Consider the following 18,757-nt stretch of genomic DNA (forward strand, 5'->3'; position numbering starts at 1 on the left):
TGCCTCAGGCGGGGGCGATGGCCCGCAGCAGCGGGATCTTGCGCACGATGGCGATCAGGGCGGCGGACAGGGCGAGAGCGGCCAGCGTCAGCAGCGGAATCGCCAGCCACGGGTTGGTGAAGTTGAAGTCGATCTCGTAGCGGTCCAGCACGTACAGCACCCAGACATGCGCCAGGTAGATGCCGAAGCTCACGGGGCTGAAGCGGTCCAGCACGCGCCCGGCCCAGGCGCGGCCGGCCAGGCATTTGCCGTGCAGTTCGCGCAGCGCGATGAAGGCGGCGCAGGCGCCCAGCGCGACAAACGGTGAGGAGTACACGTAAAACAGCTCGTGCGGCTGGCCCACGCGCAGCGAGTGCTGCCAGGTGAGGAAGGCGGTGGCTGCGGTGCTGCCGGCCCACACGGCGCAGGCCCATGGCAGCGGCGAGCGGGCGAAACTGACCTTGCGGTACAGCGTGGCGCCCAGCACCATGTAGCCGGCGTACAGCGGCAGGAAGCCCCAGTTGATGCCGAGGTATTCGCGCTGCGTCAGGCCGAACACGGTCGGCACGATGGTGGCGCCGATGAACCAGGCGCCCAGCACGAAGAGCAGAGTCGGCAGGCGGTTGGCCTGGAAGAAGCCGGCCATCACCGGCAGGAACAGGTAGGCGCCGATCAGGGTGTACAGGTACCACAGGTGGCCGACCACCGGCGCCTGCAGGATGCGCGGCAGCCAGTCGATGAGCGGCAGGTGGACGAACTGCGGCTCGCCGATGGAGACGAACCAGCACAGGTAGAGTACCGACCAGGCCAGCAGCGGCACGGCGACGCGCCAGGTGCGCGACAGGATGCTGCGCACGGTGACTTCCTTCTGCAGCACCAGGGCGCCGGTGACCATGAAGAACAGCGGCACCGAAATGCGCGAGACGCTCTCCCAGGCGTTCACGCCCCACCAGTGGGGCTGGCCGATGCTGCCGAAGCCTTTGGTCGAGGCGTGGATGCAGATGACCATGAAGGTGGCCACCAGGCGGATGAAGTCCAGCGAGTAGTCGCGATCAGTTTTTTGCACGGCGGAAGGTCACGGTTTTATGCAGGAAGAAGCTGAGCACCGGGCCGGCGGCGATCACCATGGCGATGCCGGCCAGGTAGTGCCAGCGCATGGCTTCGGCCAGGCTGGAGAGGCCGATGGTCAGGCCCAGGCTGACCAGCGACACCGCCAGGAATTTGCGGTAGCGTTGCCAGCTCGGGCTTTGCTTGAAGGTCAGCCTGCTGTTGGCGAAATACGAGAACAGGTTGGCGAGGAAGAAGCCGGCCACGTGCGCCGGCACCGGCGTCGCCAGCGCAGCTTCCACCAGCAGCACCACGGTGCCGGAGTGCAGCACAGTGGCGAAGCCGCCGACGAAGATGAAGGCGAATACCTGGCGGTAGCGCGCGGCGAGTTCGCGCACGCGCGCTTTAAGCTGCGGCATCGTGCTGGTCCCGTCGCGGATGTTCTTCGCGCACCAGGTAGACCGGCCGGCGTTTCACTTCACTGTAAATGCGTCCCACGTATTCGCCCAGCACGCCGATGCCGACCAGCTGCACGCCGCCCAGGAACAGGCCGGCCACCATCAGCGAGGCGTAGCCCGGTACGTCGATGCCCCACACCAGCGTCTTGATGACGACGGCGGCGGCATACAGCATGGCCAGGCCGGAGGCGGCGGCGCCGATATAGGTCCAGATGCGCAGCGGCGCGGTGCTGAAGCTGGTGATGCCTTCCAGCGCGAAGTTCCACAGCTTCCACATATTGAAGCTGGTGGTGCCGGAGTGGCGCACTTCCACGTCGTACGGCACGGTCACGGTGCGGAAACCGACCCAGGCGAACAGGCCTTTCATGAAGCGGCGGTTTTCCGGCAGCTGGCGCAGGGCCTGCACCACGGCGCGGTCCATCAGGCGGAAGTCGCCCACGTCCGGCGGAATGTCGATGTCGGAAATCTTGTTGTGGATGCGGTAGAAGAAGTTGGCCGACAGCTTTTGCATCTGGCCGTCGGTCACGCGGTCGTTGCGGCGCGCCAGCACCACTTCGGCGCCTTTGTTCCATTGCTCCAGCATCTCGGCGATCAGTTCCGGCGGGTGCTGCAGGTCGGAGTCGATCGGCACCACGGCGTCGCCGTTGGCGCGGTCCAGGCCGGCGGTCAGCGCGGCTTCCTTGCCGAAGTTGCGCGACAGGTCGACCACGTGCACGAAGTCGTAGCGGCGGTGCGCCGCTTCCAGTTCGCGCAGGGTGTTGTCGCGGCTGCCGTCGTTGACGGCGATCACTTCAAAGCGGTACTGCGGCAGCGTGGCGATCACGCCCGCCACGCGTTCGAAGAAGGCGGCGGCGCCGCGTTCTTCGTTGTAGAAGGGGGCGACCAGGGAAATCAGTTTGCTCATGGCTTGTTCTCCTTGGGCTTGCAGACCCAGGCAAAATCGACGGCGCCGCATTGCACGGGCAGGGCGCCGAACAGCTGCTCAACGGCGGCCAGGTCGGGGAAATCGGCCTGCGCGAAGACGTAGGCGGCGTGCGCCGCCGGGCCTTGCCTGCTGGCGGCGCGCGCGGCAATGTCCTGTGCGTAGTTGTCGCACGGGCGCTGGGTGCGCGCCATATAGCCGGTGCTGATGGCCAGCTTGCGTTCCGAGGCATAGTACATCAGGGGCAGCAGGGTCTTGTGCGGCTGCACCGTGCCGCAGCGGAACGGCGGGTACACGTTCAGCGCCTGCACGTCGGGGCCGAGGGCGCGGTCCCAGGCGGCGTAGCTGATCGGCGCCGGCGAGGACTGGTTCGATTTCACGCGCAGCAGCTCGTGCGCCGGGCCCAGGTCCCATGCTTGCAGGGCCAGCACGGCGCCGATGACGGCCGGGCGCCAGGCGGCCGGTGCGCGGCGGTGCAGGCCGATGACGGCGAAGATCACCATCGCGTAGCCGACCGTCCAGAAGAAGCGGCCGGAGGCGCGCAGCTGGCTGGTGATCGGCAGCATCCATTCGCGCACGTGCCAGGTGAACAGTTCCTGCTTGCCCAGGAAGGCCTGGTTCGACAGCGCGTAGAGCCAGGATAGCAGCAGCACCAGGGCCAGCGGCCAGTGGCGCAGCAGGAAAGTCTTGTCGCGCGCCAGGCGCCAGGCCAGCAGCAGCGGGAAGGCCAGCAGCACGGCCAGGCCCAGGTAGTTGTAGCCTTCGCCCTGGCCGTCGGTGGCGACCGCCGCCGCGAAGGGCAGCAGCTGGCCGCCGGCCAGCGGCGCCAGCACATTCATGGAGTAGAAGCCGAAGCCCCATTCGCGGCCCACGCCGCCGGCCGCCAGCGGCAGCATGGTGGCGAACAGGCTGGTGCCCAGCACCAGGAAGGGCAGCACCAGGTTGCGCAGCGTGCGCTGCCAGCGCTCCTGCCACGCAAAGCGCAGCCAGTCGGCGCCGAACACCAGGCACACCATCACCACCAGGTAGATATTGGTGTAGAAGGCGACCGGCACCAGGGCGGTCCAGCCCAGCCAGGAGAAGGTGTGGCGGCGCGAGCTGCGCAGGTAGAGGGCGAAGGAGAACACCAGCAGCCATTGCGACATCAGGCTGACGTGGCTGACGCGGAAGCCGAACGCGGGGAAGCTGGCCAGCAGCAGCGTCATGGCGCCCAGCGTGGCCCAGGAGCGCAGGCCGGCTTCGCGGCAGATCCACCAGGCGCCGGCGCCTTGCAGCAGGTAGCACAGGGCGATCCACAGGCCGAACGGGTTCCAGAAGGCGGCGTCGGCGCCGCCCACCAGGGCTTTCAGCACCAGCGCGTAGAGCGGGATGGCGTCGACGAAGGTGGTCAGCGTGCCTTCCGGCGCGTTCAGCGATTCGATGCGAAACAGCGGCCAGTGCCAGGCTTCGCGCGCGTAGGCGTTGTAGCCGGCGATGTACTGGGTGATGTCGGTGTCAAGCTGGCCCCAGTAGGGCGAGGTGCCCAGCAGGAAGCCGGGCGGATAGATCCAGCAGGCGTACAGCAGCGCGAGCGCGGCCGCTGCGAGCAGGCCGGCCATGCCGTCCGCCTGCAGCCAGGCGGGGCCCACGCCGGCGCGCGTGAACAGCGGGCGGCCGTGGGGGCGGATGCGTTGGCTCAGCATGCGGCGCCTTTCCGCTGTTCGATCAGCGTCAGCAGCTGTTCGGCGTTCTCGCGCCAGGTGCGCCACGGCATGCCGGCCGGGTCGGGGTGGCGGCCTTCGGCATGCTGCGCCAGCCAGGTGCGCACGGCCTGCGCCAGGTCCTCACCCTGCATGCCGCTGAAATAGGCGGCGCGCGCGCCGGCCACTTCGCGGAACACCGGGATGTCGCGCACCAGCAGCGGCAAGCCGTAGCGCGCGGCCTCGATCAGCGGCAGGCCGAAGCCTTCGCCTTCGCTCGGCGCCAGCAGGCAGGCGCTGGCCAGGTAGATCTGCTGCAAGGTGGCGTCGTCGATGCCGGTCAGCCACAGCAGGCGGCCGCCGCGTTCCGGGTGGTTGCCCAGGCGCTGCATGATGCGCGGGATGGTGCGGCGTTCATGTTCGGGCAGCGGCTTCCAGCCTTCGTTGCCGACGATGACCAGCTGCGCGTCCACGCCCGCGGCCCACAGCTGCTCGAAGGCGTCGAGCGCCTGCAGGTGGCCCTTGCGCGGCTCGATCGTGCCGACCATGAGGAAGCTGGGGCGCGCCGCGATCTGTTGCAGCAGCTCGCTGTCCTGCTGCGCCTCCGGCACGGTGCCGACGATGTCGGCGCCGTGGTGCAGCACGTCCAGGCGCAGGCCCGGGCGGCGCGGCACTTCCTGTTCGGTGAGCCAGGTGTCCAGTTCATCGGCCACCGCCTGCGAAATGCTGATCATGCTGTCCGCCTCGGCCGCCATGCAGCGCAGCCAGGCGGCATGCCGCAGGTCGGTGTGGAAGGGGAAGAATTCCGGGCGCAGCACCGGCAGCAGGTCGTGCACCAGGAAGTGGATCGACACGCCGCGCGCGCGCCACGCGGCGAAGATGCCGGCACTGGCGGCCGCCATCACCGGCACCGGCGTGTGGTCGGCGCTGTAGAAGGCGTCGCCGGCCTGCAGGTCCAGCGGCGGGTCCTCGCCCTGCAGCACGTGGTCGATGCCGAGCAGGCCGGTCACGTAGCGGCGCGCATAGCGGTAGTGCGGCGTGCCGCCTTCCTCGCTGAAGTAGACCGGCTCCACGCGCCAGCCGCGCGTCTGCGGCAGCTGCATCAGTTCCAGCAGCTGGTGGCGCACCACGCGCTCGATGCCGGTGCGCAGGTCGTGGCGCGCGATATTGCTCACGTCCACCAGCAACTGGCGCTGCTGCAGCGGGTCGGGCGCGCGCGCGGCGCAGCGCGCCAGGGTTTCCAGCGTGGCCTCGTCGGCCGCCAGGCCCGGCACCGAAAGCAGCGCCTGCAGCAGCGCGCGCCGGCCAGCGGGGCGGCGCTCCAGGTCGCGCGCCAGCGCCTGCTGGTACAGCCAGCCGCAACGCTCAGGGCTGTTGCGCGTGCCCATCAGGGCGAAGCCGGCGGCGGCCAGCGCGGCGCGCCGCTCCGGCTGGTGGCGCAGGGTGTCCAGCGCTTCCACCAGCTGTTCCTGGCTGAAGCTGTCGGGCAGCATCCACAGCGCGTCGTGCGGGAATTCGGCCATGGAGCCGTTGGCGTTGATGACGGTGGGCAGGCGGTAGATCAGGCAGTCCAGCACCGTGCCCGAGGTTTCGCCGCGCGAATCGGCGCGCAGCTGGATGCCGACGTCGGCCGCCTGCAGGTAGTTCAGGTAGTCCTCGTCCGAGGTCCAGCCGGTGATCTTGATGCGGTCGCTGCCTGAACCCTTGATGATGGACGACAGTTCCATGCCGTAGTCGCCGCCATGGTTCTCGCCCACGAACACCAGGTGGCACTGGCGGTCGGCGTGCAGCGAGGAGGCCAGCCAGGCCTTCAGCAGTTCGTGGCAGCGCTTGGTCGGCGCCACGAAGCCGAAGTTGGCCACCACAAAATCGTCCGGCCCGATGCCGAGCGCCTGGCGCGCCGCGGCGCGGTCGTGCACGGCCGGCACCGCGCGCGGCAGCTGGGCGTAGCTCCAGTCGCGCCCCGCGTCGGGGCCGTACCAGCGCTGCGCCAGGGTGCGCGCGAAATCGCTGTGCACGATCACGTGCGCGGCGTCGCGCAGCACTTCCAGGTTGGACGGGTACTCGCGGCGGCCGAATTCGTGGCCGTCCGGGCCCACGCTGTCGCGCACCGCCACATAGCCGTGCGACTGCAGCAGGGCGCGCGTCCACACGTCCGGCGAGCGGCCGGTCATCTGCTCGAACGACAGCATGCCGCTCAGGAAAAAGTCGTGCAGCACCACCACGCCCGGATGCTCGCGCAGCAGGTCGAGCATGAAGCTGTGGAAGGGGCTATTGCCCATCTGGTAGACGATGTGGTCGAGCTGGTCGGCGTTGGCGCGCAGCCAGCCGGCGTCGCGCACCGGCAGGTGCTGCAGTTCCGGCGGCAGGCTCACCTCCGGCTGCTGCACCACGATCTCGACATCGAACCAGGGCAGCAGGGTTGGCAGCAGGCGGGTCGAATAGTCGGCCACGCCGGTGCGCTCCGGCAGCATGGGCGAGACGAAGGCGATGCGGCGCTTGCGCGTGCCGGCCGGGATCGCACCGGCGGCGCGCAGCGCGGCGTCGCGTTCCTGCCGCTGCGCCTGGGCGCGCGCATGGTGCGCCTCCAGCGCGGCGATGGCCTTGCGCGCCGAATGGTCCCAGCTGAATTTCTCGCGCTGCAGCTTGCCGTGCGCGCGCAGGCGCTGCTGCAGTTCCGGGCTTTCCAGCACTTCGGCGATCTTGGCCGCGATGGCGGCCGGCTGCAGCGGGTCGAACAGGGCGTCCGGCGTGCCGATCACTTCCGGCACGCTGGTGGCGTCGGAGCCGATCACCACCGCGCCGCAGGCCATGGCCTCCAGCGCCGGCAGGCCGAAGCCTTCGTGCTTGGACGGGAATACGAACAGGGCGGCGCTGCGGTACAGGGTGACCAGCTCGTCGTCGCTGATGTAGCCGGTGAAGATCACCTCGTCGGCGCCCAGGCCGCGCGCACGCGCGTGGTCTTCCATCTTGCCGCGTTCATGGTCCGAGATCTTGCTGGCCACCAGCAGCTGGTGGCGCGCGCGCAGCGCCGGCGGCAGCAGGCTGAAGGCGGTGATCAGGCCGTCGATGTTCTTGCGCGCGTCAAAGCCGCCCGGCGCGTACATCACCAGCTCGCGCACGATGCCGAAACGCTGGCGCAGCGCGGCCAGCTGCGCGGCATCCGGCTCGCCCGGCTGGAAGGTGTCGTCCACGGCGGTGGAAATCGCCACCACCTTGTCCGCCTCCAGCTGCAGCGCGTCGATCGCTTCCTGGCGCGAATAGTCGGAAATGGCCAGCAGCAGGCCGGCCCGGCGCAGCGAGGCGATCTTGCGCTCGTAGTAGGCGCGCTGGGTCGGCTGGCCCAGGTAGGCGGCCGGGTTGAGGAAGGGGATCAGGTCGTACAGCACCACGGCGGTGTGGGCGGCGCCGGCCAGGGTGCCGACCGACACCACGGAATCGTCCACATAGCCCTCGAACAGGCTGGTCACCAGCACGGCGTCGGGCTGCAGCTGCTCGATGAAATGCTCGCGCAGCAGCTCGCCGGCGCGCGCGCGCGGGCTGTTCTCTTCCAGCTTTTCGGCGCAAGGGTGCGGAATGTCGAACACGCGCATGCGCTCGGGCGGCACCAGGCCGGCGAACTGGGCGCGCAGGTCCTCGATGGCGGCCGGCAGGGCGCCGTTCATCACCAGCCAGATTTCATGCTGGCCGGCGTTGCGCGCCACGCCCAGCGCCAGCGCCAGGGAGTAGCGGCCAATGCCGCGGAAGCGGCTTTCCGATTGGGTACCTTGCAGGTCAATTACGATGCGCATCTTGTTTCCTTGCTTGTAGCGCTTGCATCTCGCGCAGCACGCGGGCCGCGCGCGGCGACAGGCCGGAGCCGCCTTCGGCCAGCAGCGGCTGGGCTGGCGCCGCGTCGTGCGAGAGCATGAGGTTGTACAGGCGCTGGCGCAGGCCCGGGGTAAAGCGCAGCAGGTACAGCGCCATGTACTTCAGGCGGCGGTTGCCCAGCACGAAACCGCCGGTGCGGTGCAGCGCCTTGCGCGCGCGGTTCTTCAGCGCCTGCAGCAGGCGGCCTTCGCGCCGCGCCGCGTTCAGGCGGCGCACGATGCCGCCCACGTAGCGCCAGGGTTTGGTGATGCGCCAGGAGCTGCTGTTCATCATGGCGATGACCTGCTGCGCATACATGTCGGCGCGCTGCTCGGCGGCGATGATGCGCTGCTCCAGCAGGCCGGCGCGGTGTTCGTTGGCGCCGAAACGCTGCTCATGCTGGTCGGCGCGCTGCAGCAGGTGCGCCAGCTGGCCGGCGGCCTGCGCGTTTTCGCGCCCCAGGCGCGCCAGGTTGTTGTGGATTTCGCCGTGGCGCTGCGCGCCCTGTTCCTCGTAGCGGTGCGCCAGCAGGCCGAGCGCAATGCCGTATTGCTTGCCGAAGGCGGCGTCGAAGGCGGCCAGGGTGTCTTCGGCGGCCGGCTTTTGCGCCACCACGGCGTAGTCCGGGCTCACGCCTTCCAGCACGGTGATCAGGCCCAGGCGCGCGTCTGTGTGCAGGCGCGGGTCTTCCTGCAGCCGCACCACCTTGTTGCGCAGGAAGCCGGCATGCTCGGTCGCGAACGACAGCAGGTTGGGCGGCAGCGGATGCAGGTGGGTCGGGTCCATGTAGAAGCTGGTGGCGCCGACGGTCAGGTTTTCCGGGTTCGGCGTTTCCAGGATCAGCAGGCCGCCCGGCTGCAGCGCGCGCAGCGCGGCCGCGATCATCTCGCGCACCAGCTCGAACGGCAGGTGCTCCACCAGGTGGAAGGACGACACCAGCGCCAGGCTGCCCGCCGGCACGGCTTGCAGCGCGCTGACCGCGTCTTTCAGCTCCACGTCCAGCCCGCGCTCATGGCAGGCGGCCAGCATGCCTTCGTCCAGGTCGATGCCCTTGGCGGCAAAGCCTTGTTCGCCCAGCAGCTCCAGCCACTCGCCGCGGCCGCAGCCCAGGTCGAGCGCGCGGGCGCCGGCGCCGGACTGCGCCAGCAGCGCTTGCAGGAAAGGCGTGTAAGCGCGCAGGCGCTCTTTGATGGTCTCGCGCGAGCCGCGGTAGCGGTCCTCGAAGGCGCGGTAGAAGGGTTGGTTCAACGTGAAATCTCCACTTCGGGTTCCAGCCAGCTGGTGCCGATGAACGGGCGGCGGTTCATGTTCATGACGATGAACAGGGACGCCAGGTCGCGCCATTCGAAATTGTCGGCCAGGTGGGTTTCATTGCTGGTCAGCGCGGTCGTGATGGAATAGCTGCCTGCGCCCAGGTTGAGCGCGAAGCGGAACGCGTATTCCAGCTCCTCGCCCGCCTTCAGGTTCTCCAGCGGCCGGTGCATATGGTGGGTGTTGGTGCCGAAGATCTGCTGGCCCAGGCGGTCCTTGATCATGAAGCCTAGCACCAGGCGCGGCACGTCGCGCTTCACGCTCACCTTGACGCGCAGCGTGACCTGCTCGCCCACGTTCAGCACTTCCTTCGCCTCGCCCGCCTCGTTATGCAAGGCGATCTCGCTCACGGTGGCCTCGCCGGTGCCGGAGCTGGTCTGCACGCGCCCGTCGCCGGTCAGCAGCTGGCGCACGGTGGTGCCTTCGCGTTCGGCGATCAGGGCGTTGTAGAAGTCCATGACTTCCTCCGGCGTGCCCTGCTTGGCCAGGCGCCCGCCTTCCAACAGGATGGCGCGGTCGCAGATGGCCTGCATGGCGGCGCGGTCGTGGCTGACGATCAGCAGGGTGGTGCCCTGCTTGCGGTATTCGCGGATACGTTCAAAGCTCTTGTGCTGGAAATAGGCGTCGCCCACGGACAGCGCCTCGTCCACGATCAGCACGTCCGGCCGGCGCACGGTGGCCACGCTGAAGGCCAGGCGCATCTGCATGCCGGAGGAATACACGCGCACCGGCTGGTCGATGTAGTCGCCGATTTCGGCGAAGGCCTCGATCTGCGGCATGAAGGCGGTGATTTCGTCCGCCGTCAGTCCCAGCAGCTGGCCCGCCATGTACACGTTCTGGCGCCCGCTGAAATCGGGATGGAAGCCCATGCCCAGTTCCAGCAGGGCGGCCACGCTGCCGCTGATCGACACACTGCCGGTGGTCGGCTGCGCGGTGCCGGTGATCATTTTGAGCAGGGTGCTCTTGCCGGCGCCGTTGATGCCGATGATGCCGACCGCCTCGCCCGGCGCCAGCTGGAAGTTAATGTCCTGCAGCACCCACTTGACGCTGTGGCGCTGGCGTTTGCCCGGCAGCACCCACTCGGCCAGCCGGTCCCATTGCGTAGGGTAGGTCTTGTACGCCTTGCCCAGGTTTTTGACGACGATGCTGCCCATTACAATTCATCCACCATTTCACCCGCACGCTTGCGGAACAGTTGCAGGCCGATCGCGCACAGCGCCAGCGACAGCACGGCCACCGGCAGCAGCGAGCGCCAGTCGGGCATGCTGTGCGCGACGAAGATGCCCTGGTAGGCCGCGACCACGGACGCCATGGGATTCCACACCAGCCAGCCGCGCACGCCGTCCGGCAGGGTGCTGACGGGGTAGACGATGGGCGTGAACCAGAACCAGAATTGCAGCGCCATGGTGAAGAACTGGCCGACGTCGCGGAAGAAGACATTCAGCACGCCCAGGATCATGCCCAGGCCGACCGAGAACAGCACCTGCAGCGCGAGCACCGGAATCATGGCGAGGAAGATCCAGCCGGGGAAGGTGCCGGAGATCAGCAGGAAAATGACGAACAGGCTGAAGATGATGCCGAAGTTGACCAGCGCATTGAGCACCACCACGATCGGCAGGCAGATGCGCGGGAATTGCAGCTTTTTCAGCAGGTTGGCGTTTTCTAAAAATACGGATTGGCAGCGGCCGGTGATTTCGGCGAACAGGCCCCAGGTGAGCACGCCGGCGCACAGGTAGATGCTGTAGGCGAAGGCGCTGTCGATGCCTTTCAGCCGGTTGCCCATTACTTGCGAGAAGATCACCGTGTACACGACGATCATCGCCAATGGATGCAGGATAGCCCAGGCTGCGCCCAGCAGGGAGTTGCGGTACTTGGCCTGGAATTCGCGTTTCACGCTGCCGCTGATGAAGCCGCGATAACGCCAGATCCCGCCCAGCATATTGCGTGAAATCATAGGGGAAGGGGGGCTGAACAAAAGGCTGGCATTATACCACCAGCAACTTTTGCGACTTTCGTTGGATTGTGTCCAAACGTAAGCGTTTAACCCCGGTAGGGCGGGGTCTGACCCAAGGGTCAGACCCCTGTCAGCTCAACCGCCGGTGGCGGGGTCCAAACCACCAGCAGACGAGCAGACAGGGTCTGACCCTTGGGTCAGACCCTGCTTTACCGGGTTTAACAGTGGCAGGGTTGTGCACCTTTGACCTTCTGAAAAGATCAACAGCCCCCAACCTAAACCCCAACCGACGGGCGGGGTCTGACCCAAGGGTCAGACCCCTGTCAGCTCAACTGCCGGTGGCAGGGTTGTGCGCCTTTGACGTTCGAAAAAGATCAACAGCCCCCAACCCAAACCACCAGCAGACGAGCAGACAGGGTTCAAGACTGCACCAGCTTCTGCAGAGCATCCGGCCGCACAATAATCAGCCGATGCTGCCCCTTCTGAATAATCCCCTGCTGGGTCAAAGCCAGCAAAGTCCGGGTAACAGTTTCCCGGCTCGTGTTGATCATATTGGCAATATCCTGATGAGTCGGCAGGTTTTCCACCACCGCCTGCTGCCCATCCCCCTCAGGCTTTTTAAGCAGATCGATAAAGGTATAAATCCGCTTCGCCGTATTGTGAATGGACAGCAGCGCCCGGAACTCCGAATCGCGCTGCACCTTCTCCGCCAGGAATCGCAGCATCCGGTTCGCCACCGAAGGCGAATGCGAAAACAGATGCAACGCCGTCGCGCGCGGCAGCAGCGCCACCAGCACCGGCGTCAGCGCCACCACCGACGCCGAGCGCATCGAACCGTTGATCACCGCGATCTCGCCAAAGAAATCCCCCGGCTGCAGCATGCGCAAGCCGATCGCCCGGCCATCCTCGGTAATATCCACCACCTGCAGCGAGCCGCTCAGCAGGAACAGCAAGCTATCCCCCGGCGCCCCCTTCTGCAGCACGATATCGCGCTTGGCATACTGGCGGATACGGAAGTCCGGCTTGATGCGCAAGATCTCCTCGTCGCTCAGCTCCGACAGCAGCGGAATCTTGCGCAGGTGGATCTGCAGGTTAACCTGTTGCTGTTCCGCAGGCGCAGCAGCCACCTTGGCCGCCTCCGCCGGAGGCACCAGGTCTTCCACTTCCTGCAGTTTTTTCTTGCCTGTTGTCATAGAGTTAAAAACGCACGTATCAGCAGCACCGCGCCCGCCGCGCTGGCAATGCCAGCCGCATTCGCAGCCATATCCTGCCAGCAGAAATTGCGGCCAGGCACCAGCTTTTGCAAGACCTCGATCAGCCACCCCAGGACCAGCAGTCCCAGCAGGCAGAAAGGCCACAGCGCCCAGTCATCCAGCGCCAACGACGCCAGCAGCGTCAGCAACGCGAACGCCAGGAAGTGCAACAGCTTGTCGTGCTTGAGCACCGGCAGCCAACCCGCGGGGGCCAAACAGCCCGCCACAACACCGGCCATTGCCAATGCCAACACCACGACTTCCCAATTCATTACCGTTCGCTCAGAGATTATCCCAGCGCAAGCTCAATTGCAGCGCGCGGCTATTATATTGGAACAGCGAGATGTTCTCCCGATTGTGCACCACCCGGCCTTCCAGGTGCAGGCTCAGGTTGGGCTGGAAGTACCACTGCAGCGCACCGCGCAAGGTGGTGGTGTTCTGGCGCCGCACGATATCGATCAGCTTGGGCGAATACAGGCTGTCGCTGCGCCAGTACTGGTGCGTAAGGTTGGCATCCGCATACAGGCCGCTGCGCAACGCCGTGTACCACTGCGCATTGGCAAACCAGCCATTGCGGTCGCCGCCCGGACGCAAATCCTTGCCGTGGTCGTGCAGGCGGCTCATGGTGAACTGCAAATGATCGCGCTTGCTGCGATAGGTCAGCACCAGGCTGGCCTCCACGGTGTTTGAATCGTAGGTGGGGCGGGTAGGGTAGGCCACATGGCTGACGTTGAGGGCCGCCGCCAGGTCCATATTCCCTGGCAGGCTGATCGGCGGCGAGGCGCGCAGCTGCGCCTGGTGCTGGCGCTGGTACATGCGCCCATCCAGCGTAGCCAGGCCCACCGCCCCGGTGGCGCGCACGCGCCAGCGGCCAAGCGCCATCGAGTGCTCGACCCCGGTCAGCAGCGACGTGCTGTCCTGCTCGCTCAAATGGTCGTGGCGCCGCGCATAAGCCTGCACGATGCCGAGCGTGCCCTTGCTGGTCAGCGGCCGCACATAGGACGCGTTGAGCACCGAGAAACTGTCCGCCTGCGGCAGGAATTCCGGGTCCAGCTCACCGCTGCCCTGGTTGCTGCCGGTGCCGATGGTGAAGTAAGGATTGCTGGTGCCCTGGTTCACGTTGTTGTCGCGCCCGCGCCCCACGCTGACCAGCCAGGTCGCCGGCCGTTCCGCCTTGCGCTCGCAGCCGGAAGCGCGGCCCTGCTGGATCACCTCCATGATGCCGGGCGGCGGGTTGAATCGTTCCTCGATGGTGGCGAACAGCTTCAGCGCCTGGTCCTTGTTGCCAAGGCCGCAATGCGCCAGCGCCAGTTCCAGGAAAGCGCCGGCATGGCGCGGCTCATCGATGATGAAACGCTCCAGCAGCGCCGCCGCATCCTCCAGCCGGTTCTCCGCCACCGCCTGGAGCGCCTGGCGGTACAGGAATTCCTGGCGCACCGGCTCGTAATCGCTGTCGCCCGCCGCATCGGCCAGCACGGCCGCCCCGGCCGCCGCGCTGCCGGACGTGGCGCCCGGCGCCGCCAGCTGCGCAGCCGCCAGCACCGGCGCCCCGGACAGCGCCGTCCACAACAGCCATGGCAATGCGCGACGAATCATCGTTGCGCCTCCAGCGTATCCAGCGTGTAGACCTTGATTGGTTTCTCCTTGCCGCGCAACTGGCGCTCCCCCAAAGGCAGGAAGCGATGCCGGCGCGCCCGCTCCACCGTACCCTCGCCGATGATCACCGAGTACGGATAATCACGCCCCGCCTGTTCCAGGCGCGACGCCGTATTCACACTATCGCCCACCGCGGTATAGATGCTGCGGAAGCTGGTGCCGTAGTCGCCCGCCATGGCCGCGCCGCTCTCGATGCCGATGCGCACGCGCAAAGGCGGCAAACCGCGCTGCGCGCGCAGGGCGCTGAAACGCGCCACTTCCACCAGGATCTGCTGCGCAGCATCCAGCGCCAGGTCGGCGTGCTCCTCATTGGGCAGGGGCGCACCCCAGAACGCCACCAGGCCGTCGCCCGTGTACTTGTCCAGCGTACCCTGCATCTCCAGCACGGGCCGGGTCAGGCAATCGAGGAAATCCGTCGTCAGTTTGGCAGCCTCTTCCAGCGAGAGCGATTCAACCTGCGTAGTGTAGCCCTCCATGTCGGCAATCAGGGTGGTAACTTGCAACAGGCGCGGCGCCAGCGGGTCCTTCAAGTCGCTGCGCAGCAACTCATCCACCACCGCCTTCGCCACATACTGGCGCAAGGTACCCAGCAGCTGGCGCGAACGCACCTGCGCCTGCTGCCAATGGAACGGCACCGCCACCGCCAGCATGAACAGCAGCGACAGCAGCGGCCCGGCCAGCGCCACATTCGGATCGTGCGGCGCAATCACCCAGGCCAGGCCCAGCCAGCCAGCGGCCGCCGCCGCCAGCATGCCGGCATTGGCCGCCGCCGACAGGCGCGGCAGGGTATAGCTCGACAGCACCACAATGCCCAGGGTAAACAGCAGTGCCAGGGCCGCGCCCGGCCAACGCGCCGGCGCCAGCCCCGCGCGCTCATCGAGCTGCGTGCCGAGCATGGCCGCATGCACCAGCAGGCCCGCCGTGGACGCGCCCAGCGGCGTCGCCACCCGGTCGCCAATGCTCAGTGACGAGGAACCGATCAGCACCAGCCGGTCCTTGATATATTCCGGCCCTACGCGGCCTTCCAGCAGGTCGGCCGCCTTGGCCACGTCATACGAATCCCAGGTGCGCGCATACGGCACCCGCACATGGCCGCCCTGCAAAGGCAGCGCCGCCGCCCCGCTGCAGCAATCGAGCAGCGCGCGCGACAGGGTAGGGTAGAGGCGGCCCTGGTACCAGCTGGCCATGGGCACGCGGCGCAGCACGCCGTCCGCATCCGGCACCACGCCGATATTGCCGAAGTAACGCGCCTGCTGCAGGCCGCTATGGTTGCCCAGGTAGCCATAAGCCGGCACCGCATCGCCCGGCGCCGTGGCCGGCACCCCATTGCCCAGGAACGCCCCCGCCAGCGGCTTGGGCCGCTGCACATAATCGAACATCTGCGCCAGCACCAGCGGACCGTGCTGCGCCAGCATGGCCAGGCGCGCATCGCCCTCGGCATCGGCCGGCTTTTCCAGGAAAATGTCGAGCGCCACGCCCTTGGCGCCGCCCGCCACCAGCTCCTCCACCATTTCCGCGATACGGCTGCGCGGCCACGGCCAAGGCTGGCGCGCCAGGCTGGTTTCGTCGATATCGACCACCAAGATGCGCGGATCATGCTTCTCCACCGCCTGCAGCTGCACGAACCGGTCGCGCAGCCACTCATTGCCCAGCTCCAGCCAGGCCGGCGCCCCCGGCAGCTGCGGCCAGGCGCACAGCGCCACAGCCGTGGCGGCGATGAAGGTTCGGGACAGGAATTTGGTGCTGAGGTGGGCGCGCAGTTTTGCCGAAATTGTCATAAGTTCAAATTGCGCAGCGCCATCCGTTGCAGGCAGGGTACAGAGATGAATAAATTGCTAGTATAACCGCTGCCGCAAACAACAGGGCAGCCCCTGCGGATCGGACTCTGGTTTCCCGGTTCTCATCGGTTTTCGCGGTCGGGCAACTTGGCAGGACCCCCAGCCCCCGATCCGTGGCGAAGCCTACGGCGCACTTGCTTTCGCCGCAGCCGAAGCGGGAGTTCGCAGGCAAGAGCGCCACCGCACCCTCTCGGCCAAAAGTAACTTCACCTTGCGAGTGGCTAGACCAGCAAGTTGATAGCTGACTAGCAGCGTCCTGGATGTCTCCTGAGCCCAAATTCGATATACTGTATGCGCATACAGTATTTTTCTGTTCTAACTACAGCCAAAGTTTGCGCTTTGGTTTGTACAAAATTTGATACACTGACGGAGGCTGAATGAACCCGAAACCGATCAATTGGTGGGGAACCTCCCTAAGTGACATTAAGGATGACGCCATCTTCACTGCGGAAGCTCGGAGAGATGCCGGTCACCAGCTTAGCCAAGTTCAAGTCGGGCTCGAGCCCGATCACTGGAAGCCGTTTGATAACGTTGGTTCTGGTGTCAAGGAAATTGTCATTAACTTAAGTGATGGCTGGTTCCGAGTCATGTACGTCGCAAAGTTCCCTGAGGCTGTCTACGTCTTACACTGCTTCAAAAAGAAGACCAATACGACTTCTAAGCAGGACAAAGACATTGCTGCCGTTCGGTACAAGGCAGTTGTAAAGGAAAGGAGCGGAAAATGACCACCGACACCAAATCGGCGCATATCACCCCAGTTGGTGGAAACGTTTTCGTGGATTTGGGCTTTGATCCCAGCGAGGCGGCTGCACTTCAAGCGAACTCGAACCGTATCATTGCAGGCAAAATAGCGATCAAAGAGCAATTAATGACAGAGTTGGCGCAATGGGTTGTGACGAATAAGCTCCGCCAGGCTGACGCAGCGCGACTACTTGGCATAACACGCCCGCGCGTCTCCGATGTGATCAATAAGAAGACACCCAATTTCACAATTGACGCGCTGGTCGACATGCTTTCAAGGATAGGGAAGCGTGTGACCTTTACAGTCGCGTAACGGGGGAGTGCGGGCCCAACAAAACCGCAAAAACGACACCTCCCCACCTGTAACGACCTGTAACAGTTGTAATATGTGACGCCGATCACAGCAATCTGGCTCCAGTAGAGGACAATGCAGCATAAGGAGAAATTTATGCTACGTAACCACTTGATTGCAGCCAGCCTGCTTATGGCAGCCACCACTTCCCTGGCCTGGGCCGGCGAAGCAGGGCGTGTCATCCTCACCAACGGCCAGGTCCAGATCGCGGGCAAGGCAGCGGTGCGCGATGCTGTCGTCAACGAAGGCGACGAACTGTCGACCGGCGCCGATGGTTATGTTTATGTTAAGACCGTGGATGACGGCTTCCTGATCCTGCGCCCGAACAGCAAGGCGCGCGTCACCGCCTACACCATCGACAAAGCCAACCCATCCAACACCAAGGTTAAATTGGAGCTGCTGAACGGCGTGGCACGCGCCATTTCCGGCCAGGGCGTGAAAAACGCCCGCCAGAACTTCCGTTTCAACACCCCAGTGGCGGCGATTGGCGTGCGCGGCACCGACTTTACTGTATACACAGACCAGCTGACTTCCCGCGTGTCGGTCATGTCCGGCGGCGTGGTCATGAGCGCCCTGGGCGGCAACTGCACCGCCGAAGGCCTGGGCCCGTGCGAAGGCCCTGCCAGCCGCGAACTGTTCGCCGGCCAGGCCGGCATGCTGCTGCAGGTGCAGCGCGGCCAGCAAGCACCGCAACTGCTGAACAACCCGTCCCTGGTGCCAGACCAGACGGAAAAACCACGTCCGGACGAGCCAACTGGCAAAGTGTCCACTGGCGGTACGACCCTGAGCGTGGCGCCGGTCAACCTGGACCCGCAGCGTACCCAAGCCTCGCTGGCAGCGGTTCGCCCTGCGGTTGATGACAAGTCCCAGCCAACCAATCCTCCGATCGTCACTACGCCACCAGTGGTGGAGACGGTGCAGCCGCCGGTGGTTCTGCCGCCTAAGCCGCAAGAAGTGTTCTGGGGCCGTTGGTCGAGCGTCGCTGGTGCTGCGGTTATGCCCGATGCGATTGCAGAACAAAAGACCGATGATCCTGCGTTCGTGGACAAATATGCCGTGGCCCGTGTAAAGGGCGCGACACTGGTGATGCCACGTGAAGGAACCGTGGCCTATAACCTGACAAATAGTGAAGCATTTATTCAAAAGGCTGATAGCCAAGAGATTAAAGGTATTGTTGATTCGGGTAAGTTGGACGTGAACTTCGCCAACCGCAGCTTTACTACCAGTCTGGCGATTTCCGGCGATGGTTCTCAATACAACGTGAGCGGCCGCGGCGTAATCGACATGAAGGGGCAGATGATGAACGACATGGGCACCAACACCGCGATCCGTGGCTTCCTTAGCGGCAGCAATGTGGAAGAGGCAGCCTACGTCTTTAAGAATACCAGCAACCCTGGCACCACCATCAGCGGTGCTACCAGCTGGAAGCGCTAGGTCGACGTAGCGGCTCCGCAACCAATAAGCCATAGGCCCCATACAGTTAGTGGGGCTAATTTGGCGCCAAATGAAACGCAGGCTAAAATGCCTGCGTTTTTCTTTTAAGTAGGAGATTAAGAAAAGAGAAAGATTGCAAAATGATTCTCTCCAATTCTCTCCGATTAGTAGTAAAAACAAGCATTTGCGCGCCGCACAGTTGAAACATTGTGTAAAAAGACGATGTTTTTGCTGTGAAATGCGTCGGTTTGTGATGACCGTCACATCACCGATGTCTTACTGTT

Annotated in this window: 15 protein-coding genes; 3 read left to right on the plus strand and 12 right to left on the minus strand. The window is 65.4% G+C overall.

What is annotated here, in order from left to right:
- Positions 1–4: 4 nt before the first annotated feature.
- The 12 genes from ACE3TQ_RS13320 to ACE3TQ_RS13375 form a co-directional block, all read right to left on the minus strand.
- Positions 5–1,045 carry an acyltransferase gene (locus ACE3TQ_RS13320; RefSeq protein WP_374582724.1) on the minus strand — a complete coding sequence of 347 codons (1,041 nt, stop codon included), beginning with the start codon at positions 1,043–1,045 and terminating at the stop codon, positions 5–7.
- Positions 1,032–1,445, minus strand: a complete 414-nt coding sequence (locus ACE3TQ_RS13325) for a GtrA family protein (RefSeq protein WP_374582725.1) — start codon at positions 1,443–1,445, stop codon at positions 1,032–1,034. Before ACE3TQ_RS13325 ends, ACE3TQ_RS13320 begins: the two co-directional genes overlap by 14 nt.
- A complete protein-coding gene (locus ACE3TQ_RS13330) occupies positions 1,432–2,388 on the minus strand; it encodes a glycosyltransferase family 2 protein (protein ID WP_374582726.1) in 957 nt (318 codons plus the stop codon). Before ACE3TQ_RS13330 ends, ACE3TQ_RS13325 begins: the two co-directional genes overlap by 14 nt.
- Positions 2,385–4,088: a hypothetical protein gene (locus ACE3TQ_RS13335; RefSeq protein ID WP_374582727.1), complete on the minus strand. Its 1,704-nt coding sequence runs from the start codon at positions 4,086–4,088 to the stop codon at positions 2,385–2,387. The genes ACE3TQ_RS13330 and ACE3TQ_RS13335 overlap by 4 nt, the downstream gene beginning before the upstream one ends.
- Positions 4,082–7,876 (minus strand): glycosyltransferase, encoded by a 3,795-nt coding sequence (locus tag ACE3TQ_RS13340; protein WP_374582728.1) that lies wholly within the window; start codon positions 7,874–7,876, stop codon positions 4,082–4,084. The genes ACE3TQ_RS13335 and ACE3TQ_RS13340 overlap by 7 nt, the downstream gene beginning before the upstream one ends.
- The gene (locus ACE3TQ_RS13345; RefSeq protein ID WP_374582729.1) at positions 7,860–9,182 is read right to left on the minus strand and encodes a class I SAM-dependent methyltransferase; all 1,323 of its coding nucleotides are present in this window, start codon (positions 9,180–9,182) and stop codon (positions 7,860–7,862) included. Before ACE3TQ_RS13345 ends, ACE3TQ_RS13340 begins: the two co-directional genes overlap by 17 nt.
- A complete protein-coding gene (locus ACE3TQ_RS13350) occupies positions 9,179–10,399 on the minus strand; it encodes an ABC transporter ATP-binding protein (protein WP_374582730.1) in 1,221 nt (406 codons plus the stop codon). The genes ACE3TQ_RS13345 and ACE3TQ_RS13350 overlap by 4 nt, the downstream gene beginning before the upstream one ends.
- A complete protein-coding gene (locus tag ACE3TQ_RS13355) occupies positions 10,399–11,199 on the minus strand; it encodes an ABC transporter permease (protein ID WP_374582731.1) in 801 nt (266 codons plus the stop codon). The genes ACE3TQ_RS13350 and ACE3TQ_RS13355 overlap by 1 nt, the downstream gene beginning before the upstream one ends.
- A gap of 419 nt (positions 11,200–11,618) precedes the next feature.
- Positions 11,619–12,392, minus strand: a complete 774-nt coding sequence (locus ACE3TQ_RS13360; protein WP_374582732.1) for a Crp/Fnr family transcriptional regulator — start codon at positions 12,390–12,392, stop codon at positions 11,619–11,621.
- Positions 12,389–12,724, minus strand: coding sequence for a VanZ family protein (locus tag ACE3TQ_RS13365; protein WP_374582733.1), 336 nt, complete (start codon positions 12,722–12,724; stop codon positions 12,389–12,391). The genes ACE3TQ_RS13360 and ACE3TQ_RS13365 overlap by 4 nt, the downstream gene beginning before the upstream one ends.
- A 10-nt stretch (positions 12,725–12,734) precedes the next feature.
- Positions 12,735–14,048: a tol-pal system YbgF family protein gene (locus ACE3TQ_RS13370; RefSeq protein ID WP_374582734.1), complete on the minus strand. Its 1,314-nt coding sequence runs from the start codon at positions 14,046–14,048 to the stop codon at positions 12,735–12,737.
- Positions 14,045–15,886 carry a CHASE2 domain-containing protein gene (locus tag ACE3TQ_RS13375; RefSeq protein ID WP_374582735.1) on the minus strand — a complete coding sequence of 614 codons (1,842 nt, stop codon included), beginning with the start codon at positions 15,884–15,886 and terminating at the stop codon, positions 14,045–14,047. Before ACE3TQ_RS13375 ends, ACE3TQ_RS13370 begins: the two co-directional genes overlap by 4 nt.
- Before the next feature lie 437 nt (positions 15,887–16,323).
- On the opposite strand from ACE3TQ_RS13375, the gene ACE3TQ_RS13380 reads away from it, so the two are divergent.
- The 3 genes from ACE3TQ_RS13380 to ACE3TQ_RS13390 all read left to right on the plus strand — a co-directional run bounded on the left by ACE3TQ_RS13380 (position 16,324) and on the right by ACE3TQ_RS13390 (position 18,473).
- Positions 16,324–16,671 carry a type II toxin-antitoxin system RelE/ParE family toxin gene (locus ACE3TQ_RS13380; protein WP_374582736.1) on the plus strand — a complete coding sequence of 116 codons (348 nt, stop codon included), beginning with the start codon at positions 16,324–16,326 and terminating at the stop codon, positions 16,669–16,671.
- Complete coding sequence (locus ACE3TQ_RS13385; protein ID WP_374582737.1) at positions 16,668–17,000, plus strand: helix-turn-helix domain-containing protein; 333 nt, start codon at positions 16,668–16,670, stop codon at positions 16,998–17,000. Before ACE3TQ_RS13380 ends, ACE3TQ_RS13385 begins: the two co-directional genes overlap by 4 nt.
- 135 nt (positions 17,001–17,135) lie before the next feature.
- Entirely contained in the window at positions 17,136–18,473 is a 1,338-nt protein-coding gene (locus ACE3TQ_RS13390; protein ID WP_374582738.1) for a FecR domain-containing protein, read from the plus strand.
- Positions 18,474–18,757 lie beyond the last annotated feature (284 nt).

The organism is Pseudoduganella sp., assembly GCF_041914865.1.
Lineage (GTDB): Bacteria > Pseudomonadota > Gammaproteobacteria > Burkholderiales > Burkholderiaceae_D > Rugamonas.